General features: G+C 72.7%; 19 protein-coding genes. 8 read left to right on the top strand and 11 right to left on the bottom strand.

What is annotated here, in order from left to right; translation table 11 throughout:
* Positions 1-84: 84 nt before the first annotated feature.
* Genes C3489_RS18395 through C3489_RS39405 form a run of 6 tightly spaced genes read right to left on the bottom strand, consistent with a single transcriptional unit; the run spans position 85 to position 7302 of the window.
* Positions 85-954: a CoA ester lyase gene (locus C3489_RS18395; protein WP_103782948.1), complete on the bottom strand. Its 870-nt coding sequence runs from the start codon at positions 952-954 to the stop codon at positions 85-87.
* Complete coding sequence (locus C3489_RS18390) at positions 951-2141, bottom strand: CaiB/BaiF CoA-transferase family protein (RefSeq protein ID WP_103782947.1); 1191 nt, start codon at positions 2139-2141, stop codon at positions 951-953. Before C3489_RS18390 ends, C3489_RS18395 begins: the two co-directional genes overlap by 4 nt.
* Positions 2138-3493 (bottom strand): ADP-ribosylglycohydrolase family protein, encoded by a 1356-nt coding sequence (locus tag C3489_RS18385; RefSeq protein WP_103782946.1) that lies wholly within the window; start codon positions 3491-3493, stop codon positions 2138-2140. Before C3489_RS18385 ends, C3489_RS18390 begins: the two co-directional genes overlap by 4 nt.
* On the bottom strand, positions 3481-4659 hold the full coding sequence (locus C3489_RS18380) for an ADP-ribosylglycohydrolase family protein (RefSeq protein WP_103782945.1): 1179 nt from the start codon (positions 4657-4659) through the stop codon (positions 3481-3483). The genes C3489_RS18385 and C3489_RS18380 overlap by 13 nt, the downstream gene beginning before the upstream one ends.
* A 7-nt stretch (positions 4660-4666) precedes the next feature.
* Entirely contained in the window at positions 4667-5782 is a 1116-nt protein-coding gene (locus tag C3489_RS18375) for an ADP-ribosylglycohydrolase family protein (protein WP_103782944.1), read from the bottom strand.
* Positions 5779-7302: an ADP-ribosylglycohydrolase family protein gene (locus C3489_RS39405; protein WP_258054800.1), complete on the bottom strand. Its 1524-nt coding sequence runs from the start codon at positions 7300-7302 to the stop codon at positions 5779-5781. Before C3489_RS39405 ends, C3489_RS18375 begins: the two co-directional genes overlap by 4 nt.
* Before the next feature lie 239 nt (positions 7303-7541).
* On the opposite strand from C3489_RS39405, the gene C3489_RS18365 reads away from it, so the two are divergent.
* The 3 genes from C3489_RS18365 (at position 7542) to C3489_RS18355 (ending at position 14705) form a co-directional block, all read left to right on the top strand.
* Positions 7542-8273 (top strand): VIT1/CCC1 transporter family protein, encoded by a 732-nt coding sequence (locus C3489_RS18365; protein WP_103782943.1) that lies wholly within the window; start codon positions 7542-7544, stop codon positions 8271-8273.
* Between the two features lie 374 nt (positions 8274-8647).
* Entirely contained in the window at positions 8648-13249 is a 4602-nt protein-coding gene (gltB, locus tag C3489_RS18360; RefSeq protein ID WP_181139727.1) for a glutamate synthase large subunit, read from the top strand.
* Positions 13242-14705 (top strand): glutamate synthase subunit beta, encoded by a 1464-nt coding sequence (locus tag C3489_RS18355; protein WP_103782941.1) that lies wholly within the window; start codon positions 13242-13244, stop codon positions 14703-14705. The genes gltB and C3489_RS18355 overlap by 8 nt, the downstream gene beginning before the upstream one ends.
* Before the next feature lie 135 nt (positions 14706-14840).
* Here C3489_RS18355 and C3489_RS18350 read toward each other — a convergent pair whose 3' ends face one another.
* Both C3489_RS18350 and C3489_RS18345 read right to left on the bottom strand, forming a co-directional pair.
* Positions 14841-15752, bottom strand: a complete 912-nt coding sequence (locus C3489_RS18350; protein WP_103782940.1) for a chitosanase — start codon at positions 15750-15752, stop codon at positions 14841-14843.
* 31 nt (positions 15753-15783) lie between these two features.
* The gene (locus tag C3489_RS18345) at positions 15784-16707 is read right to left on the bottom strand and encodes a rhomboid family intramembrane serine protease (protein ID WP_103782939.1); all 924 of its coding nucleotides are present in this window, start codon (positions 16705-16707) and stop codon (positions 15784-15786) included.
* Between the two features lie 146 nt (positions 16708-16853).
* Between C3489_RS18345 and C3489_RS18340 the strand changes: the two genes are divergently transcribed.
* Positions 16854-17582, top strand: coding sequence for a VWA domain-containing protein (locus C3489_RS18340; protein WP_181139726.1), 729 nt, complete (start codon positions 16854-16856; stop codon positions 17580-17582).
* On the opposite strand, the gene C3489_RS18335 is transcribed toward C3489_RS18340, so the two are convergent.
* Entirely contained in the window at positions 17563-18417 is an 855-nt protein-coding gene (locus tag C3489_RS18335; protein ID WP_103782937.1) for an aldo/keto reductase, read from the bottom strand. The genes C3489_RS18340 and C3489_RS18335 overlap by 20 nt on opposite strands.
* A gap of 59 nt (positions 18418-18476) precedes the next feature.
* On the opposite strand from C3489_RS18335, the gene C3489_RS18330 reads away from it, so the two are divergent.
* Both C3489_RS18330 and C3489_RS18325 read left to right on the top strand, forming a co-directional pair.
* Positions 18477-18809 (top strand): MerR family transcriptional regulator, encoded by a 333-nt coding sequence (locus tag C3489_RS18330; protein ID WP_103782936.1) that lies wholly within the window; start codon positions 18477-18479, stop codon positions 18807-18809.
* 30 nt (positions 18810-18839) lie between these two features.
* Entirely contained in the window at positions 18840-19454 is a 615-nt protein-coding gene (locus C3489_RS18325; protein WP_103782935.1) for a TetR/AcrR family transcriptional regulator, read from the top strand.
* Here C3489_RS18325 and C3489_RS18320 read toward each other — a convergent pair.
* Positions 19441-19905, bottom strand: coding sequence for a MarR family winged helix-turn-helix transcriptional regulator (locus C3489_RS18320; protein WP_103782934.1), 465 nt, complete (start codon positions 19903-19905; stop codon positions 19441-19443). The two genes, C3489_RS18325 and C3489_RS18320, sit on opposite strands and share 14 nt — an antisense overlap.
* Positions 19906-20020: 115 nt before the next feature.
* Here C3489_RS18320 and C3489_RS18315 point away from each other — a divergent pair, with 115 nt between their 5' ends.
* Positions 20021-21460, top strand: coding sequence for an MFS transporter (locus tag C3489_RS18315; protein WP_103782933.1), 1440 nt, complete (start codon positions 20021-20023; stop codon positions 21458-21460).
* A gap of 518 nt (positions 21461-21978) precedes the next feature.
* Here the strand turns inward: C3489_RS18315 and C3489_RS18305 are convergent.
* Positions 21979-22296 carry a substrate-binding domain-containing protein gene (locus C3489_RS18305; RefSeq protein WP_103782931.1) on the bottom strand — a complete coding sequence of 106 codons (318 nt, stop codon included), beginning with the start codon at positions 22294-22296 and terminating at the stop codon, positions 21979-21981.
* Positions 22297-22409: 113 nt separating this feature from the next.
* Here C3489_RS18305 and C3489_RS39070 point away from each other — a divergent pair.
* The coding region (locus C3489_RS39070) for a hypothetical protein (RefSeq protein ID WP_219821961.1) at positions 22410-22598 on the top strand (189 nt) is incomplete at its 3' end.

The following is a 22598-nucleotide window of genomic DNA, read 5'->3' as shown; positions in this document are numbered from 1 at the left end:
TCACCTCATACGGCCATGAAGGGCGCCCGGAGTCTTCCGGGCGCCCTTCGCCATGCCGGGCGCTCTTCCACATGCTGAAGGCGGTCAGCGGCGGCGGGCCAGGTCCAGGGTGCGGTGGGCCGCCGTCACCGCCGCCGCGTCGATGAAGCGGCCGTCGGGCAGGGCCTGGGCGCCCTGATGGGCGGCCGCCGCCTTGAGCACCTCCTCCGCGTCCTCGATCTCCCGGGCAGTCGGCAGATAGGCCCGCTCGATCACCGGAAGCTGGCGCGGGTGGATCGCCGCGCGCCCCAGGAAACCGAGGGCGCGGCCGTGGGCGCAGCTCGCGGCGAGAGCGTCGAGGTCGCGGATGTCGGGGTGCACGGACTGGGCCGGCGGCGGCAGCCCCGCCGCCCGCGCGGCGACGACCACCCGGGAACGCGGCCAGTCCAGCCCCGCGTCCCCCCGGACCCCCAGATCGCCCCGCAGGTCGGCCTCACCCAGCGCGATGCCGCGCACGGCACGGTGGGCCGTCGCGATGGCGTGGGCGTGTTCGATGCCGAGCGCCGACTCCAGGAGGGCGTACAGCGCGGGCACGCCGCCACCGGCGGCCACCGTGCGCTCGGCGACCCGGACGATCTGCTCGGGCCCGCCGACCTTCGGCAGCCGCAGCCCCGCCGCACCGGGTAGATGGGCCAGGGCCCGCAGGTCGGCCGCCGCGAGCGGGCTGTCCAGCGCGTTGATCCGCACGTGCACCGGCACCGGCTGCGGGTCGGTGAGCAGGTCGGCGGTCGCGGCGCGGGCGTACTCCTTGCGGTCGGGGGCGACGGCGTCCTCCAGGTCGACCACGACCACGTCGGCCCCGCAGCCGAGCGCCTTGGCGACGACGTGCGGCCGGTCGCCGGGCGCGTACAGCCAGGTCAGCGGGAAACCGGTGCGCCTGACGGCGGAGGGCGGGACGCGCGGCGGACTCGTCATACGGCGCCCTCCGCGCGCAGCGCGGCCACCTCGGCCTCGGTCAGGCCCAGCTCGGTGAGGACGGCGTCGGTGTCGGCGCCGTGCGGGCGGCCGGCCCAGCGGATCGCGCCGGGCGTGGCGGACAGCCGGAACAGCACGTTCTGCATGCGCAGCGGGCCCAGCTCCGGGTCGTCCACCGTGGTGATCGTGGAGAGCGCCTGGTACTGCGGGTCGGTCATCACCTCCCGTACGTCCTGCACGGGTGCGACGGCCGCCTCCGCCTTCTCGAACGCGGCGAGCACCTCCTCCCGGGTGCGGGCGCCGATCCACCGGCCGACCGCCTCGTCGAGCACGTCGGCGTGGCGGGCGCGGCCGTCGCCGGTGGCGAACCACGGCTCGTCGATCAGCTCGGGCCGGCCCACCAGCTCCATCACCCGCTGAGCCACCGACTGCGCCGAGGTGGAGACGGCCACCCAGTCGCCGTCGGCGGTGCGGTAGGTGTTGCGCGGGGCGTTGTTGGCGGAGCGGTTGCCGGTGCGCTCCTGGACGTGGCCGAGCTGGTCGTACCAGGTGGGGTGGGGGCCGAGGACGGTCAGGATCGGCTCGATGATGGCCATGTCGACGACCTGCCCGGCGCCGGTGCGCTCCCGGGCGGCCAGCGCGGTCATCACCGCGTAGGCGGTGGCGATCCCGGCGATGGAGTCGGCCAGCCCGAACGGCGGCAGCGTCGGCGGGGCGTCCGGTTCGCCGGTGAGCGCGGCGAAGCCGCTCATCGCCTCGGCGAGGGTGCCGAATCCGGGCCGGTGGGCGTAGGGGCCGAACTGGCCGAAGGCGGTGACCCGGGCGAGCACCAGCCGGGGGTTGGCGGCGGACAGCTCCTCCCAGCCGAGGTCCCACTTCTCCAGGGTGCCGGGGCGGAAGTTCTCCACGATCACATCGGCGCCGGCGGCGAGGCGCAGCAGGGTGGTGCGGCCGCCCGGCGTGGACAGGTCGAGGGTGACGGTGCGCTTGTTGCGGCCGAGCACCTTCCACCACAGGCCGATGCCCTCCTTGGCGGGGCCGTGGCCGCGGGACGGGTCGGGTTTCGCCGGATGCTCGACCTTGATCACCTCGGCGCCGAAGTCGCCCAGCAGCGTGGCCGCGAGGGGCCCGGCGAAGAGGGTGGCGAGGTCCAGCACACGCAGGCCGGTGAGCGGGGCGGCGGTCATGGACGGGATGCCTCCAGGTGCGTGAGGTGGGCGAGCGCGTCGAAGCCGACGCCGTCGAAGCCGCGGACGGAGGTGGCGAGCCGGTTCTTCAGCGGGGCCGTGAAGCGGTCGGGCAGCGCGGCGGGGGAGCCGGCCAGGAGCCCGGCGACGCTGCCGGCCGTCGCGCCGTTGGAGTCGGTGTCCCAGCCGCCGGACACGGCACGGCAGATGGACCCGGCGAAATCGCCGTCGGCGTGGGTGAGGGCGGCGGCGGTCAGGGCGGTGTTGGGCAGGGCGTGCACCCAGTGGTGGGTGGCGGAGTACCGCGCGTGGAGGCGGTCGACGACCGTGTCGAAGCCGGTGTGCGCGTGGGCGAGTTCCACCGCGTGCCGGACCGCCCGCGCGAGCCGGGAGCCGGGCGGCACGACGGTCAGGCCGACGCGCAGACAGGAGTGGACGTCGTGCTCCCCGGTGGCGGCCGCGGCGATGACGGCCGCGGTGAACATCGCCGCGTAGACGCCGTTGGCGGTGTGCGTGAGGGTGGCGTCGCGGTGCGCCTGTGCGGCCGCCGCCGCGGGGTCGCCGGGGTTGGTCCAGCCGTGCATGTCGGCCCGGATCAGGGCGCCGATCCATTCGCGGAAGGGGTTGCGGTACCGGGCGGTCGCCGGGGGCTCGATGCCGAGCAGCAGGTTGCGCAGGGCGATCCGCTCGGCGGTGAAGACCCGGCCGGGCGGCAGCTCGTCGAGCCAGAGCGCGGCGACGTCGGCGGTGGTGAAGGCGCGGCCGTGGCGCTGCAGCAACCGCAGGTTCAGCAGCGGGTAGTCGAGGTCGTCGTCCTCGGGCATTCCCTCGATGGTCTCGGCGAGCGAGGTGGCGGCCGACCGGCGGTTCCACGGGTACGCCGCCAGGAGTTCGGCCGGCACGCCGCGGGCGGTGAACCAGGTGCTCAGCGGCCAGTTGCCGACGGCCTGGGCGAGCGCGCGGATGCCGTCGAGCGGGAGTTTCTCGACGGGCTTGCCGAGCAGGCAGCCGGCGGCCCGGCCGAGCCAGGCGGCCTCCAGGCGCTCCGGTGTGACGGCCGTACGAGGGGCCGGGGCGGGCCAGTCGGGGCACAGCCCCTTGATCCGGTCCAGGCCGGTCGGCTCGTCCAGCCGGCTGGGCAGGTCGGCGAGTTCGTCCAGCAGGTCCTCGGCCAGCTGCCGCAGATAGCGGGACGCGGGCCGTTCGGAGGCGCCCGCCCGCTCGGGGGCGTCCGGGCCGCCGGCCGCCCGCCAGCGTGCCGCGATCGCCTTCGGCTCGCGGCCGTCCAGGGCCGCCTGGCGCAGTTCGTGGCCGATCAGGTCCTCTGGCTGGACCCAGGTCAGTCGGCGCATCCGGCGCCTCCGAGCCGCGCGAACGCCTCCTCGTGGGCCCGCCGGCGCTCCACGTCCCGGCGGAACACCTCCTGGGCGACCTCGGTGAGGGTACGGGCCGGTTCCCACAGGTCCAGGCGGCTGGCCTCGGCCACCGTCTTCGCCCATTCCTCGGGGACCGGGGAGCCGAGGGCGCCGGCCAGGGCGCCCGCCATCGTCGCGATGGAGTCGCAGTCGCGGCCGTAGTTCACCGCGCCGAGCACGGCGTGCCGGTAGTCGCCGCGCGCCACCAGCAACATGCCCAGGGCGACGGGCAGTTCCTCGATCGCGTGCAGCCGGGAGGGGCGGCGGGCGCCCAGCGAGGGGGAGCGGTAGTCGGGGCCCACGGTGTCGTACGGGGCCACCGCCTCCCGCAGCGGCACCAGCGCCGACTCGAAGTCCGTGTAGTGTCCGGCCACTTCGCACACCGCCTCGATCGCCGCCCGGGTGCCGTCCTTGGCCAGCTCCAGACAGGCGCGCACCACCGACTCAGGTGTCGCGCCCGGCGCGCACGCCGCCGCCACGGCCGCGGCGAAGACACCGGCCGCCTCACGGCCGTACGACGACTGGTGGGCGCCCGCCACGTCCAGCGCCTCGGCGTACGCGCCCGCCGGGTTGGCGGCGTTGACCAGGCCGACGGGGGCCATGTACATCGCCGCGCCGCAGTTGACGAGGTTGCCGGTGCCCGCCTCGCGGGGGTCGACATGGCCGTAGTGCAGCCGGGCGACCAGCCACTTCTCCGCCAGGAAGATCCGCTGCAGGGGCAGCGCCTCGGCTTCGAGCTCCGGGATCCAGCGGGGGGTGGTCATCAGGTCCGGGACCAGGTGGTCGGCGACGGCGTAGGCGTCCAGGTGGTCGCGGACCGTGCCGTACACCCGGACCAGGGCGTGGGTCATCAGGGTGTCGTCGGTGACGTGCCCGTCGCCCTTGTGGTACGGCGCGAGGGGGCGGGCGGTGCGCCAGTCGTCGCCGTGCCAGGGGCCGACGATGCCGTGGACGCGGCCGCCGTGGCGTTCGGTGATCTGGTCGGGGGAGTAGCCCTCGACCGGGCCGCCGAGGGCGTCCCCGACGGCCGCGCCGACGAGGGCGCCGGTGATCCGGCCCTCCAGGGCCTCGTCCCCCGGGGTTTTCTCTCCTTTGGGCGTCATGCCCGAATCATCCACCCGGCAGGGCCGGTTGTGCGGCTTCCAGCGACTCGGCGAGTTCCACCAGGTCGGTGCCGGTCAGGCGGGGCAGGGCGCAGCCGGTGAGGGTGCGGCAGGCTTCGCGCCACGTCTCGGGGATCGCCTCCGCGCCACCGAGCGCGCCGGTCAGGGCGCCGGTGAGGGCCGGGGCGGAGTCGGCGACCCGGGACAGGCAGGAGGCGGCGGGCACGGCGGCGGCGATGCGTCCGCCGGCGGCGGTGGCCAGGGCGAGGGCGACGGGGACGGTCTCGGCGGCGGCGATGCCGTAGCTGTAGACGTGGTCGACGATCTGGTGTTCCAGCGGCGGCACCAGGGCGAAGGCGCTGTCGGCGTCGTGGGCGAGGGCGATCGCGTGCCGGGCGTTGCGGCCGATCTCGGTGTCCGGCGGGAGTTCGGCGAGCGCGGCGGTGACACAGGTGCCGGTGTCGGCGCCGGTGAGGGCGAGCGCGAGGGCCGCCGCCATCGCGCGGGCGCCGTGCACGCCGTCGCCGTCCTGGGTGTAGCGGGCATCGAACTCGGCGAGGTCGGCGGCGGCCCGGGGGTCGCCGATGTGGGCGGCGGCCAGCACGCAGGCGCGTACGCAGGCGGCGTCGTCGAAGTAGTGCGGGTTGTCGTGGCCGGTGGCGGGCGGGCGCAGTCCCGCGGCGAGGTTGCCGAGGCCGGCCCGCACGGAGATCCGGGCGCGCAGCGGCAGCACGGCGGACTCGATCTCGGCGGCGCGCTCGGCCGCCGCGGCGACCTCGGCGGCCACGGCGGTCCAGGTCAGGTCGATGGCGGTGCGCACCCGGCGTTCCCGGCTGAGGTCACCGAGGGCGTCGTCGTCACCGGCCCGCAGCACCGCCTCGGCGGCGAAGGCCGCCCACTCGGCGTCGTCGGAGGGGCCGAGCCGCAGCGGCTCGGGGGGCTGGTTGAGGGCGATGGGGACGGGGAGGGTGGTCGTGGCGTTCTGCTCGGCGAAGGTGTCCAGCTCCCGGGTGAGGCGCCGCGTCCACTCCGGCATCCGGGCGGCGCGGTGCCGGGCGGAGGGCCAGCCGGCGGCGTCGCCCGCGGCGAGCCCGAGGAGCAGTCCTTCGATACGGCGGCTCATGACCGGGCCTCGTTGCCGTCGTCACCGGGATCCACCGCGGGCACCAGGGGCCCGGGTGCCCGGACGCCCCGGGCGGCCGGTGCCCACCCGCCGCCCGCCTCGACGGGCTGCCCGGCCGGGGTGGGCGGTTCCTCGCGGGTGTCCGGCACGGGGGCGGTGGATTCCTCCACCGGGTCCGGCAGGGGGGCGGACGGTTCCTCCAGCGTGCCGGGCAGGGGGGCGGACGGTTCCTCCAGCGTGCCCGGCAACGAGGCGGTCGGTTCCTCCGACGTGGCCGCCATCGGGGCGGTCGGTGCCTCCCACGTGGCCGCCGCCGGCATGGTTGGTTCCACCGGCGTGTCCGGCACCGAGGCGGTCGGTGCCTCCCACGTGGCCGCCGCCGGGATGGTCGGTACCTCCCGCGTGTCCGGCACCGGGGCGGTGGGTTCCTGCCGGATGTCCGGCACGGGGACGGCCGGTCCCTCCAGCGTGTCCGGTACGAAGTCGGGCACCAGGATCCGCGTCGCGTCCGTGCCGCTCGCCGCCGGCTCCGCCGCGTCCCGTCCTGCCACCTCCCGTCCCGCCACGTCCCGCCCTGCCACCAGCAGGTCCGCCACCTCCAGCACATGCCGTCCCTTCATCGCCGGCAGGCAGCTGCCCCGGGCCGGGCCGATCGCCGACGCCCAGTCGGCCGGGATCGCGGCCACCCCCTGGGTCGCACCCGCCAGAGCGCCGGCCACCGCCGCCGTGGTGTCCGCGTCGCGGCCCATGTTGACCGCGGTGAGGACCGCGTCGCGGAACTCGCCGTCCGCCGCCGCGTACGCGCCGAAGGCGAGGGCGACCGCCTCGGGCGCGAGGTCCGTCCACGGATAGCCGCCGATGACGACGGCGGAGCGCACCGCGCGTTCCCCGCCGTGGGCGGCCGTGACGGCCCGGCGCAGCGAGCGGGCCGTCCAGGAGTCGTCCGGTACGACGGTGAGGGCGGCCGCGACCACCGCCTCCGGGCTCGCGCCCCCCATCGCCGCGGCGACCCCGGCGGCGACCGCCTGGCCGCCGTAGATGCCCTCGCCGTCATGGCTGACCGAGCCGTCGATCGCGGCGAGCCGGGCCGCCTCGGCGGGGCGTCCCGCGGCGTGCACGCCGGACACCGCCGCGCGCATGGCCAGGCCGTCGCTCCAGGCGTGCCGGTGCTGGGCGGAGATGGGTGCGGCGAGTCCCCGGCGCAGGTTCTCCAGGGTGCCGCGTTCGCTGAAACCGGCGCCCTTGAAGGGGCCCTCGGCGCGGTCGGCGATCCACTCGTGCCAGGCCGCCTCGACGTCGGCCGGGGTGAGGGCCGAGCCGTGCCGGGCGAGCAGCAGTCCGGAGAAGATCGCGTACTCGGTGTCGTCGGTGCCGGCCGGCTCGGCCGCGACGAATCCGGTGACGCGGCCCCAGCGGGCCCGGATCTCGGAGGGCTTGAGGTTCTCCGCCGGCGCCCCGAGGGCGTCCCCGACGGCCAGGCCGAGCAGGGCGCCACGGGCCCGCTCACGGATCGAGGCCATTGCGGCGTCACCTCCGGGGAGTCCCGTCCAGGGTGTGGAACCCTTTGCGCCAGGTGTGCCACGGCGGCCGTACCGTCTCGCGCCCGCGGGCCGGGTGTCACCCGGTCGGAGCGCAAAACCGCAGGTTAGCCCAGCCTTTCCTTGCTGGCGTCGAAGGAATCACCGGCGTAGATTTGGCGTTGTCGGAAATTAGAACGTGTCCAGACTTAGCTTTGCCTAAGCTTTCTTGGGGGACCGCAATGGCCATCATCGAGACCCAGGCGGCGCTGCACGAGGCGCACCGCGACAACCACACCCACCGTGACGTCAACGGAGGGTGGCTGCGCCCCGCCGTCTTCGGTGCGATGGACGGCCTGGTCTCCAACCTCGCCCTGATGACCGGTGTCGCGGGCGGTTCCGTCGGCCAGCACACCATTGTGATCACCGGGCTCGCGGGCCTGGCCGCCGGCGCCTTCTCGATGGCGGCCGGCGAGTACACTTCCGTCGCCTCCCAGCGCGAGCTGGTCGAGGCCGAACTGGACGTCGAGCGGCGCGAGCTGCGCAAGCACCCCGCCGACGAGGAGGCCGAGCTCGCCGCGCTGTACCAGGCGCGCGGCGTGGAGCCGGAGCTGGCCCGCGAGGTCGCCCGGCAGCTGTCCAAGGACCCCGAGCAGGCGCTGGAGATCCACGCCCGCGAGGAGCTCGGCATCGACCCGAGCGACCTGCCGTCGCCGCTGGTCGCGGCCGTGTCGTCGTTCGGCTCCTTCGCGCTGGGCGCCCTGCTTCCGGTCCTGCCGTATCTGCTCGGCGCCACCGCGCTGTGGCCGGCCGTGCTGCTCGCCCTGTTCGGGCTGTTCGCCTGCGGCGCGGTGGTCGCCAAGGTGACCGCGCGGACCTGGTGGTTCAGCGGTCTGCGCCAGCTCGCCCTGGGTGGTGCGGCGGCCGGTGTGACGTACGTCCTGGGCAGCCTGTTCGGAACGGCCGTAGGATGACGGGGCTGGTACTTATGCGATGGGCCGCATAAGTTCTCCATTACCCGCTGGTTTCAGTCGTATGACGGCGGGGCATGAGCCGTAAGCGCTGTGGGCAATGAGGCCTGCGGCACACCCCCGGGGCGTGCGACGACGCCCGCCCCGACCCGGACCGACGGACATCGATCTGTCCGCGTCGGTCCCCCCAAAACCTTCCGCCACGGGGCTGCGTCAACCCCCGCCCGCGCACCCGCGGCGTCCGCATGCTGGAACGGAGTATCCGGTTCCCGAGAACCGCTCCATCATGTAACCTGCACGAAATTTTGAGATCACGCAGAGGGCCAACGTCGTCCCTCGGCACCTGCACATGCCACTTGACGACGACGGGAGAGCCGATGCGTACGCCGCGCCAGCCGTCCCAGCATTCCTCGAACGACAGCGCGACCTGGTCGTTCATGGATGCTCGCCCTGCTGCGCAGGGTATGTACGACCCCCGCAACGAGCACGACGCCTGCGGCGTCGGCTTCGTCGCCACCCTCACCGGCGAGGCGTCCCACACGCTGGTCGAGCAGGCCCTGACGGTCCTGCGCAACCTGGAGCACCGCGGTGCCACCGGCTCCGAGCCCGACTCGGGCGACGGCGCCGGCATCCTCTCCCAGGTCCCGGACGCGTTCTTCCGCGAGGTGGCCGGATTCGAGCTGCCCGAGGCCGGCGCCTACGCCGTCGGCATCGCGTTCCTGCCCGAGGACGGCACCGCCGACGCCGTCTCGAAGATCGAGACGATCGCCTCCGAGGAGGAGCTGACCGTCCTCGGCTGGCGCGAGGTCCCGGTCGCCCCGGAGCTGCTCGGCGCCACCGCCCGCTCCACCATGCCGGTCTTCCGCCAGCTCTTCGTCACCGACGGAGCCTCCACGGGCATCGCCCTGGACCGCAAGGCGTTCGTGCTGCGCAAGCGCGCCGAGCGCGAGGTCGGCGTCTACTTCCCGTCGCTGTCCGCCCGGACGATCGTCTACAAGGGCATGCTGACCACCGGCCAGCTGGAGCCCTTCTTCCCGGACCTGTCCGACCGCCGCTTCGGCTCCGCGATCGCGCTGGTGCACTCCCGGTTCTCCACGAACACCTTCCCGTCGTGGCCGCTCGCGCACCCCTACCGCTTCGTCGCGCACAACGGTGAGATCAACACCGTCAAGGGCAACCGCAACTGGATGCGCGCCCGCGAGTCCCAGCTGGTCTCCGACCTGTTCGGCTCGGACGGCAAGGGCCTGGAGCGCATCTTCCCGGTGTGCACGCCCGACGCCTCCGACTCCGCCTCCTTCGACGAGGTGCTGGAGCTGCTGCACCTGGGCGGCCGTTCGCTGCCGCACTCCGTGCTGATGATGATCCCGGAGGCGTGGGAGAACCACGACTCCATGGACCCGGCCCGCCGCGCCTTCTACCAGTTCCACTCCACGATGATGGAGCCCTGGGACGGCCCCGCCTGCGTCACCTTCACCGACGGCACCCAGGTCGGCGCCGTCCTCGACCGCAACGGCCTGCGCCCCGGCCGCTACTGGGTCACCGACGACGGCCTCGTCGTCCTCGGCTCCGAGGTCGGCGTCCTCGACATCGACCCCGCCAAGGTCGTCCGCAAGGGCCGCCTGCAGCCCGGCCGGATGTTCCTCGTCGACACCGCCGAGCACCGCATCATCGAGGACGACGAGATCAAGCGGGCGCTCGCCGAGGAGCAGCCCTACGCCGAGTGGCTGGAGACCGGCGAGATCGAGCTCGGCGACCTGCCCGAGCGCGAGCACATCGTCCACACCCACGCCTCGGTCACCCGCCGCCAGCAGACCTTCGGGTACACCGAGGAGGAGCTGCGCGTCATCCTCGCCCCGATGGCCCGCACCGGCGCCGAGCCGATCGGCTCCATGGGCACCGACAGCCCCATCGCGGCCCTGTCCGAGCGCCCGCGCCTGCTCTTCGACTACTTCACCCAGCTGTTCGCCCAGGTCACCAACCCGCCGCTGGACGCGATCCGCGAGGAACTGGTCACCTCCCTGCGCTCCTCGCTGGGCCCCGAGGGCAACCTGCTCGACCCGACGGCCGCCTCCTGTCGCTCGGTGACCCTGCCCTTCCCGGTCATCGACAACGACGAGCTGGCCAAGCTCATCCACATCAACGCCGACGGTGACATGCCCGGCTTCAAGGCCGCGACCCTCTCCGGCCTGTACCGGGTGCACGGCGGCGGTGACGCGCTCGCCGCGCGCATCGAGGAGATCTGCGCCGAGGCCGACGCGGCCATAGAGAACGGCGCCCGCCTGATCGTCCTGTCCGACCGCCACTCCGACGCCGAGCACGCGCCGATCCCGTCGCTGCTGCTCACCGCGGCCGTCCACCACCACCTCATCCGCACCAAGCAGCGCACCCAGGTGGGCCTGCTGGTCGAGGCCGGCGACGTCCGCGAGGTCCACCACGTCGCCCTGCTCATCGGCTACGGCGCCGCCGCCGTAAACCCGTACCTGGCGATGGAGTCCGTCGAGGACCTGCTGCGCGCCGGCACCTTCCTGAACGGCCTGGAGCCCGAGAAGGCCATCAAGAACCTGATCTACGCCCTCGGCAAGGGCGTGCTGAAGGTCATGTCCAAGATGGGCATCTCCACCGTCGCCTCCTACCGCGGCGCCCAGGTCTTCGAGGCCGTCGGCCTGGACGAGGCCTTCGTGGAGAAGTACTTCAACGGCACCGCCACCAAGATCGGCGGCGTCGGCATCGACGTCATCGCCCAGGAGGTCGCCGCCCGCCACGCCAAGGCCTACCCGGCCTCCGGCATCGCCCCGGCGCACCGCGCGCTGGAGATCGGCGGCGAGTACCAGTGGCGCCGCGAGGGCGAGCCGCACCTGTTCGACCCGGAGACGGTCTTCCGCCTCCAGCACTCCACGCGCACCGGCCGCTACGACATCTTCAAGAAGTACACCGAGCGCGTGAACGAGCAGTCCGAGCGTCTGATGACGCTGCGCGGCCTGTTCGGCTTCAAGTCCGACCGGGGTCCGATCCCCATCGACGAGGTCGAGCCGGTCTCCGAGATCGTCAAGCGCTTCTCCACCGGCGCCATGTCGTACGGCTCCATCTCGCAGGAGGCGCACGAGACCCTCGCCATCGCCATGAACCAGCTGGGCGGCAAGTCCAACACCGGTGAGGGCGGCGAGGACCCGGAGCGCCTGTACGACCCGAAGCGGCGCAGCGCCATCAAGCAGGTCGCCTCCGGCCGCTTCGGCGTGACCTCCGAGTACCTGGTCAACGCGGACGACATCCAGATCAAGATGGCCCAGGGCGCCAAGCCCGGCGAGGGCGGCCAGCTGCCCGGCCACAAGGTCTACCCGTGGGTGGCCAAGACCCGTCACTCGACGCCGGGTGTCGGCCTGATCTCCCCGCCGCCGCACCACGACATCTACTCCATCGAGGACCTGGCCCAGCTGATCCACGACCTGAAGAACGCGAACCCGCAGGCGCGGATTCACGTCAAGCTGGTCTCCGAGGTCGGCGTCGGCACGGTCGCGGCGGGTGTGTCCAAGGCGCACGCGGACGTGGTGCTGATCTCCGGCCACGACGGCGGCACCGGCGCCTCCCCGCTCACCTCGCTCAAGCACGCCGGCGGCCCCTGGGAGCTCGGTCTCGCCGAGACCCAGCAGACCCTGCTGCTCAACGGCCTGCGCGACCGGATCGTCGTGCAGACCGACGGCCAGCTCAAGACCGGCCGTGACGTGGTCATCGCCGCGCTGCTGGGCGCCGAGGAGTTCGGTTTCGCGACCGCCCCGCTGGTCGTCTCCGGCTGCGTGATGATGCGCGTGTGCCACCTGGACACCTGCCCGGTCGGCATCGCCACCCAGAACCCGACCCTGCGCGACCGCTTCAACGGCAAGGCCGAGTACGTGGTGAACTTCTTCGAGTTCATCGCGCAGGAGGTCCGCGAGCTCCTCGCCGAGCTGGGCTTCCGCTCCATCGAGGAGGCCGTCGGCCACGCTGAGGCCCTCGACGTCACCCGCGCGGTCGACCACTGGAAGGCCCAGGGCCTGGACCTGCAGCCGCTGTTCCACGTGCCCGAGCTGCCCGAGGGCGCGGTGCGCCACCAGGTCATCGCCCAGGACCACGGCCTGGAGAAGGCCCTCGACAACGAGCTGATCAAGCTGGCCGCGGACGCGCTGGCCGCCTCGGACGCGACGGACGCACAGCCGGTCCGCGCCCAGGTCGCCATCCGCAACATCAACCGCACGGTCGGCACCATGCTCGGCCACGAGGTGACGAAGAAGTTCGGCGGTGCGGGCCTGCCCGACGACACCATCGACATCACCTTCACCGGCTCCGCCGGCCAGTCCTTCGGCGCCTTCGTCCCGCGCGGTGTCACGCTGCGCCTGGAGGGCGACGCCAACGACTACGTCGGCAAGGGCCTGTCCGGCGGCCGGATCATCGTCCGCCCGGACCGGGGCGCCGACCACCTCGCCGAGTACAGCGTCATCGCCGGCAACACCATCGGCTACGGCGCCACCGGCGGCGAGATGTTCCTGCGCGGCCGCACCGGCGAGCGCTTCTGCGTCCGCAACTCCGGTGCGACGGTCGTCTCCGAGGGCGTGGGCGACCACGGCTGTGAGTACATGACCGGCGGTCACGCGGTCGTCCTCGGCGAGACCGGCCGCAACTTCGCGGCCGGTATGTCCGGTGGCATCGCCTACGTCATCGACCTCGACCGCGACAACGTCAACGCCGGCAACCTCGACGCGATCGAGGCGCTGGACGAGGCGGACAAGCAGTGGCTGCACGACGTCGTGCGCCGCCACCAGGAGGAGACCGGCTCCACCGTGGCCGAGAAGCTCCTGGCCGAGTGGGACACCGCCGTCGAGCGCTTCAGCAAGATCATCCCCAGCACGTACAAGGCAGTGCTCGCCGCCAAGGACGCCGCCGAGCGAGCCGGTCTGTCCGAGACCGAGATCACCGAGAAGATGATGGAGGCGGCGATCAATGGCTGACCCGAAGGGCTTTCTGAACCACGGCCGCGAGGTCGCCAAGTCCCGTCCGGTCGAGCAGCGCGTCAGGGACTGGAACGAGGTCTACGTCCCCGGCTCCCTGCTGCCGATCATCTCCAAGCAGGCCAGCCGCTGCATGGACTGCGGCATCCCGTTCTGCCACAACGGCTGTCCGCTCGGGAACCTCATCCCCGAGTGGAACGACTACGCCTACCGCGAGGACTGGGGCGCGGCCTCCGAGCGCCTGCACGCCACGAACAACTTCCCGGAGTTCACCGGCCGCCTGTGCCCGGCTCCGTGCGAGTCGGCGTGCGTGCTCGGCATCAACCAGCCGCCGGTCACCATCAAGAACGTCGAGGTCTCGATCATCGACAAGGCGTGGGAGACCGGGGACGTCGTCCCGCAGATCCCCGAGCGCCTGTCCGGCAAGACCGTCGCCGTCGTCGGCTCCGGCCCCGCCGGCCTGGCCGCCGCTCAGCAGCTCACCCGGGCCGGTCACACCGTCGCCGTCTACGAGCGCGCGGACCGCGTCGGAGGCCTCCTCCGCTACGGCATCCCCGAGTTCAAGATGGAGAAGCGGCACATCAACCGCCGTATCGAGCAGATGCGCGCGGAGGGCACCCGCTTCCGCACCGGCATCGAGATCGGCCGCGACCTGAAGGCCACCGACCTGAAGAAGCGGTACGACGCGGTCGTGCTCGCCGTCGGCGCCACCACCGCCCGCGACCTGCCGGTGCCCGGCCGCGAGCTCAAGGGCATCTACCAGGCCATGGAGTACCTGCCCCTGGCCAACAAGGTGCAGGAGGGCGACTTCGTGACGCCCCCGATCTCCGCCGAGGGCAAGCACGTCGTCGTCATCGGCGGCGGCGACACCGGCGCCGACTGCGTGGGCACCGCCCACCGCCAGGGCGCGGCCTCGGTCACCCAGCTGGAGATCATGCCCCGACCCAACGAGGAGCGGAACCCGGTCAGCCAGCCCTGGCCGACCTTCCCGGTCCTGTACAAGGTCACCTCGGCCCACGAGGAGGGCGGCGAGCGGATCTACTCCGCCTCCACCACCCACTTCGAGGGCGACGAGGACGGCAACGTCCAGTGGCTGCACCTGAGCGAGGTGGAGTTCGTCGACGGCAAGCTGACCTCCAAGCCGGGCACCGAGCGCAAGATCCCCGCCCAGCTGGTCACCCTCGCCATGGGCTTCACCGGCACCGACCGGGAGAACGGCCTGGTGGAGCAGTTCGGCCTGGAGCTCGACGAACGCGGTAACATCGCCCGCGACGCCGACTTCCAGACGAACGTGCCCGGCGTGTTCGTCGCCGGTGACGCCGGCCGCGGTCAGTCCCTGATCGTGTGGGCGATCGCGGAGGGCCGCTCGGCCGCCCGCGGCGTCGACCGCTTCCTGACCGGAGCCAGCGACCTGCCGGCCCCGATCCGCCCGACCGACCGCGCCCTGGCGGTCTGACGGCACGGGTGACCCCACGGGGTCACCCGGGGTCACCCCCCAAAAAACGTCCCGTACAACGGCGTGCGGAACACAGACGGCGCCTGCCCTGTCCCCGACCGGACCTTGGGCAGGCGCCGTCGCCTTTCCCTGCTCCTACGGCACCCGGTACGTCTCCCCGTACACCTGCCAGGTCAGCGGCGTGTCCAGGGCCAGGTTGCCCGCCTCCAGCCAGCGGCGCTGGGCCGTGTCGACACGGGAGGTGTCCAGCGTGGACCGGCGCTCCTTCATCGCCGCGCGGCACACGTCCAGGAAGACACCGAGGTACGCCTTCTCGTCGCCGCCCTGCGCCGGCGTCCTCGCCTGCCCCATCGCGCGCTCGCGCAGCACGTAGAAACCGTCGGCGTCGATGCCCGGGCCGTGGAAGACCATCGCGTCGTAGTACACGAACTGCCCGAGCGTGCCCAGGCCGTCCAGCTTCGCCAGGCGCACCGCCGGGTCGAAGTACACCTCGTCCCGCTCGGCCTCCTGCGCCTGCCGGAAGGCGGGCAGCCGCGCCTCCGCCCGCCACGCCGCGGTGAAACCGGGATCGAGCCCCTCGTGGGAATCCGTCCCGTCGACCGCGCGCAGCGCCGGCAGATAACGGGCCAGACCGTTGTCCGGATGGTCCCGGGTGTAGCGCTCGACGAGGCTCAGCAGATCGTGGGTGCCGGTGCAGAAGCCGATGATGCCGGCCGTGTAACCGCAGCCGTCGCCGATGTCCTCGATGGCGCCGTAGGAGGCCCGCCAGTCCAGCGTGGAGTTCTCGGCGCTGGCCACGATCCGCTGCGCCAGCTCCTTCTTCCCGGGCGCGGCAAGCCCCGGCGGGGCGTCGGCCAGCACCTCCGCGTCCTCCGACCGCTGCGCGGGCGCGTGCTCGGCCTTGGCCTTGGCGTCCTTGCGGGACTCCTGCACGGTGGACGCGCCGCCGGACGGGGGACCGGAGTCGCCCGAGGGGTCGACGAAGTAGAACGCCACCACCGCTACGACGGGAAGGGCGGCGAACAGCAGACAACCGGTGCGTTTCATGGTTCTCGTCTCGGTGCGATGGTCCGGCGGCTCAGGCCGCGCCCGACGTCAGCGCGGCAGCCTTGCCCCAGGCACATATCACCAGCAGCGCCAGCACGGCCACACAGGCGCCCGCCTGCACCAGGGCACGCCGGCCGTCCCGGGGCGCGTAGGCATACGCCAGGGCGACCGCGCCGCCGGTCAGCAGACCGCCGAGGTGACCCTGCCAGGACGTCAGACCGGCCGAGATCAGCATCCACACCACCAGGCCGGCCATGAACCGGTTGACCTGCCCCAGGTCACCGCCCAGGCGCCGGGCGAGGACGTAGAACGCCGCGCCCAGACCGAAGATCGCGCCCGAGGCGCCCACGGACTCCTGCGCCGGGTCGGCGGCGAGCAGCTCCAGCACCGAGCCGCCGAGCGCCGACAGCAGATACAGGGCGAGGTAGCGGACCCGGCCCAGCTGGGCCTCCACGACCCGGCCGAGCTGCCACAGCGCGACCATGTTCATCACGATGTGCGCGATCCCGAACGTGCCCTCGGTCGGCCGCAGATGCAGGAACGCGCCGGTCAGCAGCCGCTCCCACTCGCCGGCCACGACCCCCTGGGCGTGGTAGCCGGCCGGGAAGCCGCTGACGTAGACGTAGTAGCCGCCGTCCGGGCCGACCAGCCGGGCGCCGAGCATCGCGAACCGGTCGACGATCCCCGGCCGCACCAGCTCGCCCAGATAGGCCAGCACGTTGAGCCCGATCAGCACGCACGTCAGCACCGGCGTCGCCGAGACCCGCCCGCCGACGACGGTACGGGCCTGCCGCACCGAACGGGCCCCCTCCTTTACGCACTCCACGCACTGGTGGCCGACCGCGGCCTCCCGCATGCAGTCGGGGCAGATGTACCGGTCGCAGCGGGTGCAGCGGACGTGGGACTCCACCTTGGGATGGCGGAAGCAGGTGGTGACGGCGGACTCGGGTTCCACGCCGGCTCCTTGCGGATGTGGGAGGGACGGTGAGCCGGTGGGGACGGCGGCGAACAAAATAGCGAACGCTGTCGGCCGACGGGAGGCCAGGGCCCGCTGTGGCGTACCCTCGCAGCCGGAACCACGAAGCCGACGGGGGAGCGCGCGTGGCAGCGATCAGCCTGACCAAGGTGGAGGAGACCGCACCCGCGCTGGTCAGCCTCTACAAGACGGCCGGTGTCTCACTGACCAAGTACGGCCTGGAGGACCTGAGAGCGGCCGTCTACCTGGTGGTCGACTACTCGGGCTCCATGAAGCCGTACTACAAGGACGGCACCGTGCAGGCCCTGGCCGACCGTGTCCTCGGCCTGGCCGCACACCTGGACGACGACGGCACCGTGCCGGTGGTCCTCTTCTCCACGGACGTCGACGCGGTCACCGACATCGCGCTGGCCGACCACCGGGGCCGTATCGAGCGGATCGTGGCCGGTCTCGGCCACATGGGTAAGACGAGCTACCACCTCGCGATGGACGCCGTCATCGACCACTACCTCGACAGCGGCGCCCGGGAGCCCGCGCTGGTCGTCTTCCAGACCGACGGTGGCCCGATCAACCGGCTCGCCGCGGAGCGCTACCTCTGCAAAGCCGCACGCCTCCCGCTGTTCTGGCAGTTCATCGGCTTCGGCGACCCGCACAGCCGGCAGTTCGACTTCCTGCGCAGGCTCGACGACCTCCCCGTACCGGACAAGCGGACGGTCGACAACGCCGGCTTCTTCCACGCGGGCGCGGACCCGGGCAAGGTCTCCGGCGCCGCCCTGTACGACCGCCTGATCGGCGAGTTCCCCCGCTGGCTGACGGCGGCCCGCGCCCAGGGGATCATCCCGCCACGCGCTTGAACTGCTCCTCGCTCAGCTCCAGTTCCAGCGCCCGGACGTTCTCGGCGAGGTGACCGGGAGAGGACGTGCCCGGAATGGGGAGGACATTGGGGGAGCGGTGCAGCAGCCAGGCGAGGGCCGTCTGGGAGACGGTCGCACCCAGTTCCCCGGCGACCCGCGCCAGCGGGCCGTGCTCGCCGACACTGACCGGGAAGTACGGCACGAAGGCGATGCCGCGCGCCGCGGTGTGGTCGATCACCGCATCGTGACCGCGCTCGGCGAGGTTGTACAGGTTCTGCACACTGGCGATCGGCGCGACCTTCGAAGCCTCCTCGATCTCGGCGACGCCCACCTCCGACAACCCGATGTGCCGCACCTTCCCCTCCTCCTGGAGCTGCTTCAAGGCGCCGACCTGATCCGCGAGCGGATAGGCGGGATCGATCCGATGCAGATAAAAGAGATCGATGCGATCGGTGCGCAGCCGACGCAGACTCAACTCGGCCTGCTGACGCAGATAGGCCGGATGACCGTGGGGGATCCACTCGCCCGGACTCGGCCGCAGCACGCCCGCCTTCGTCGCGATCACCACGTCGTCACGGAACGGCGCGAGGGCCTCGGCCAGCAACTCCTCGTTCGCGCCGAGCGCGTAGGCGTCGGAGGTGTCGAAGAGGTTCACCCCGAGGCCGACCGCCTCGCGCAGCAGGCCGATCGCGGCGGCGCGGTCGGTGGGGGCCGTCCAGATGGGCGCCGTCATGCCGCTCCGCTCGTGCGGCGCACCCGCCAGCCGCATCGCGCCGTAACCGATCCGCCGTACGAACAGGTCGCCACCGACGGGGAATACAGTCGTGTTCGTCATGGCTGCGACGCTACGAGCTCACACCCATGTGAGGTTCAAGCTGGAGTGAGGGGGATCACATGAAGATCGGAGAGCTGTCGCGCACCACCGGAGTGAGCGTGCGCCTCCTGCGCTACTACGAGGAGCAGGGCCTGCTCGACGCCGATCGCACCCCCGGCGGCCAGCGCGTCTACGACACCGACGCGCCCGCGACCGTACGCCGCATCCGCACCCTCCTGGACGCGGGCCTGCCCACCCGGCTGATCCGCGAGGTGCTGGACTGCGTGTGCGGCAGCGACGCGGAGGTCGAACCCTGCCTGACGCCCCTGCTGCTGGAACAACTGCGGGACATCGAGGACCGGATCGCCGGCCTGGAGGGCTCCCGTCGCTCACTGGCCCGCCTGCTGGCCTGAGCCCGCGCCGGGTACGGCCACAATGGACCCGTGCCGACCAAGAAGAAACCGCAGGTGCCCGCCACCCCGGAGCGACGCCGGGAACTCCTCGCCACCGCCGCCGAGGTCTTCGCCGAACAGGGCTACAACGCCACCACCGTGCGCCGGATCGCCGACCACGCGGGCATGCTCGCCGGCAGCCTCTACTACCACTTCGACTCCAAGGAGTCGATGCTGGAGGAGATCCTGCGCACCTTCCTCGACGAGCTCTGGAACGGCTACGACACCGTCCTCGCCGCGGGTCTGACCCCCCACGAGACCCTCCGGGCGCTGGTCACCGAGTCCTTCCGGGAGATCGACCGACACCGCGACGCGGTCGCCATCTACCAGAAGGAGTCCCGCCACCTCGTCACCCAGGAGCGCTTCGCGTTCCTGGCGGACTCGCAGCGCCGCTTCGAACAGGCATGGCTGTCCACCCTGGAACGCGGCGTGGCCGCCGGCGAGTTCCGCGCCGACCTCGACATCCGCCTCACCTACCGGTTCCTGCGGGACACCGTCTGGGTCGCCGCCTCCTGGTACCGGCCCGGCGGCCGCCACACGCCCGAGGAGATCGCCCGCCAGTACCTGTCGATGGTCCTGGACGGCATCGCGGTCAGGACCCGGTGAGGCGGGCCGCCGCAGCGCGCTGCCGCTGAGCCATCACCGTCAGAAACCGGACCACGGTCTCCAGTTCCTCGGTGCTGAACTCCTCGCACGCCTCGACGATGTCGCGGGCCCAGTCCTCGAAGAACCCGGCCAGCTCACCGATCCGGCCCCGCTCCAGCTCCACCAGCACCCGCCGCTTGTCCGTCGGATGCTTGACCCGCCGCGCGAAGCCCTTGGCCTCCAGCCGGTCCACCAGCCCGGTGACGGAGGCGGGGGCCAGCCCCGTCAGCCGCGCCAGATCCTTGGCGGTGAGCGGCCCGTGCCGCTCCAGCAGGTCGAGGGTCTTCTCCTCGGTCGCGTTCAGCCCCTGCTTGGCGGCGACCGCCGAGTGGAACATCACCGTGACGCCGCTGTGCTCCCGGCCGACGGCCATGAGCTGCTCAAGAACCTCGGCCCGCTTGTCATCGGTCATGGGCTCACCCTACTAAAAAACTTAGTTCGCCCAAACGAACTACTTGTCCCGGCGGGCCCATGCCTGCAACTATTTCGTTAGACCGAACGAAATAAATCGAGGCCGGGGAGCCCCCATGTCCACAACCGTCACCACCCCCCAACACCCCCGCAACCCACCCCACCCCCACCGCTGGGCCGCAGCGGTCGTGATGATGACGGCGGCCCTGATGGACCTGCTGGACGTGACCATCGTCAACGTCGCGGTCCCCTCCATCGGCCGCGACCTGCACGCCTCGGCGAGCGATCTGCAATGGCTGATCTCCGCCTACCTGCTGGGCTTCGGGGCCACCCTGATCGTCTCCGGCCACCTCGGCGACCGCTACGGACGCCGCGGCCTCTTCCTCACCGGCACCGCCGGCTTCGGCCTGGCCAGCCTGGCCTGCGGCATCGCACAGTCACCGGGCCAGCTCATCGCCGCGCGAGCCGTGCAGGGCGTGCTGGCGGCCGTCCTGGTCCCGCAGGTCATCGGCTCCTTCCGCACCCTGTTCACCGGCAGGGAACGCGGCGCCGCCTTCGGCATGTACGGCGCGGTCTCCGGCTTCGCCTCCGCGGTGGGCCTGCTGCTCGGCGGCCTGCTGACCGACGCCGACCTGTTCGGCTGGGGCTGGCGCACGGTCTTCCTGGTCAACGTGCCCATCGCTGCGGCCACCTTCATCGGCGGCCTCCTCCTGGTCCCGGCCACCAAAGAGCGCTCGGCCGGCCGCCCCGACCTCTTCGGCAGCGTGCTACTCGCGGCCGGCCTGGTGGCGATCGTGCTGCCACTGGTCCAGGGCCGCGAGAACGGCTGGCCGCTGTGGGGCTGGCTGTGCCTGACCGCCGGCGTGAGCGCGGTGACCGCCCTCGCCCTCCACGAGGCACGCCGCCGCACGGCACACACCACCCCCCTCCTGCCCGCCCGAGCCTTCAAACTCCCCGCGTTCTCCTTCGGCGTCCTCGTCCAACTCCTGTTCTCCCTCGGCATGCAGGGCTTCTTCCTGGCCTTCGCCATCTGGCTGCAGGCGGGCGAGCGCTACACACCGATGCAGGCCGGCCTCGTCACGGTGGCCTTCTCCGCCGGCGGCTTCCTGACCGCGCCCGCCGCGGACGCCCTCGCGGTGAAGTACGGCCGGGCGGTACTGGGCGCCGGCGCGCTGATGATGGCCGGCGGCTTCGGCTGGGTCTGGGCAGCCGTCAGCGACGCGGCCGGCCCGCACACGGGGGCGTGGCCCCTGACACCGGGCCTGCTCGTGGCCGGGGCCGGCCTGGGCTTCCTGGTGGTCCCCCTCGTCAACGTGGTCCTGTCGGCAGTCCCCACCGACCTCGCGGGCGGCGCGTCCGGCATCTTCTCCACGGCCCAGCAGTTCGGGGGAGCGCTGGGGGCGGCGCTGATCGGCACGATCTTCTTCAGCAACACGGGCCAGGGCTTGTCCGACGCGCTGATCTCCACGATGCCGTGGATCACGGCAACGTTCATCGCGTGCGCAGCGCTGACCCTGGCCCTACCGCAACACGCGGTGAGCGACCGGGGTGAGTGAGACGGGCCGGGCGGCCCGGCGTCGGCAGGTGCCCGGCGCGGCAGCGGGCCGGGGGTAGGTGCGCTCACCGGCGCTGGCGGGGTGCCGCTGCGCCCACCCGTGCCGCCCCAGCGGCACGACTGCCCGCAGCTATGCGGATACGGGTGCCGCCCCCCGGCGCGGTGGCCCGCAGCTAGGCGGATACGGGTGTCGCCCCCCGGCGCGGTGGCCCGCAGCTAGGCGGGGACAGGTGCCGCCCCGCGCGGCGGCCGCCAGCTAAGCCGATGGCGGGCCGCAGTCGCCCACGGCGGGGAGGGGACGGGTGGGGGGTGTCCGCCCGCAGCGGCCGGCACCGCCAACGGCACCCGTGTCGGGGACAGTGGGCCGGACCGAGGACGGATACCCCCCACCCCGGCCCGACCCACCCACCGGGCACAAGGCGCTACGCACGCCACGACGCGACCGCAACGGGCCGCCGCAGGCATTCAAGGGGCGCGGGGAACTGCGCGACCAGCCCCCACCCACCCGCAGACGAACAACTACCCGCTAGAACCCCGAACCCGCAGCTCCGGCAAAATCGTCACCCGATGCCGAGCCCGCCCCGGCTCAGCCAGCCGCCGAGCGATCAGATCCACCGCCGCAACCCCCACCGCCCGCTTCGGCGGAGCAACCGCACTCAGCGGAACATCCGCCAACGCCGCGACCTCATCGTCGTACGCCACGAGCGCGCAGTCATCGGGCACCCGCACCCCACGCGCCCGCAACCGCTGCAGCAGCACGATCGCGTCATGGTCGTTGTGCACGAGCGCCGCATCGATCCGCCCGGCCACAACAGCGTCCGTGAACGACCCGAGCACCCGCTCCCGCTCCCGCTCCCCACCCGCCCCTGCGAAGGCAACGGCACCACGAAGTCGCTAGCCAGCCCCACCCCCGCGAGCCCCCCGACAAACCCCTCCCGCACCAGCTCCCGGTGCGGACTGTCCTCCCGCAGCAGCAGCCCGATCCGCTTCCGCCCGAGCCCGGCAAGATGACGAACGGCGATCCGCGCGCCATAGGCATGGTCGCTGCCCACCTGCTCGGCCTCCATGAGGTCGTCAGGCCGCCGCTCGACGAGCACAAACGGCACCTCGATGCCCCCGCCCCCCTCAAGCGCCAACCC

The organism is Streptomyces sp. Ru71 (assembly GCF_002920535.1).
GTDB lineage: Bacteria > Actinomycetota > Actinomycetes > Streptomycetales > Streptomycetaceae > Streptomyces.
The sequence above is the reverse complement of the archived record's forward strand: the minus strand, read 5'-3'. Positions and strand labels throughout refer to the sequence as shown.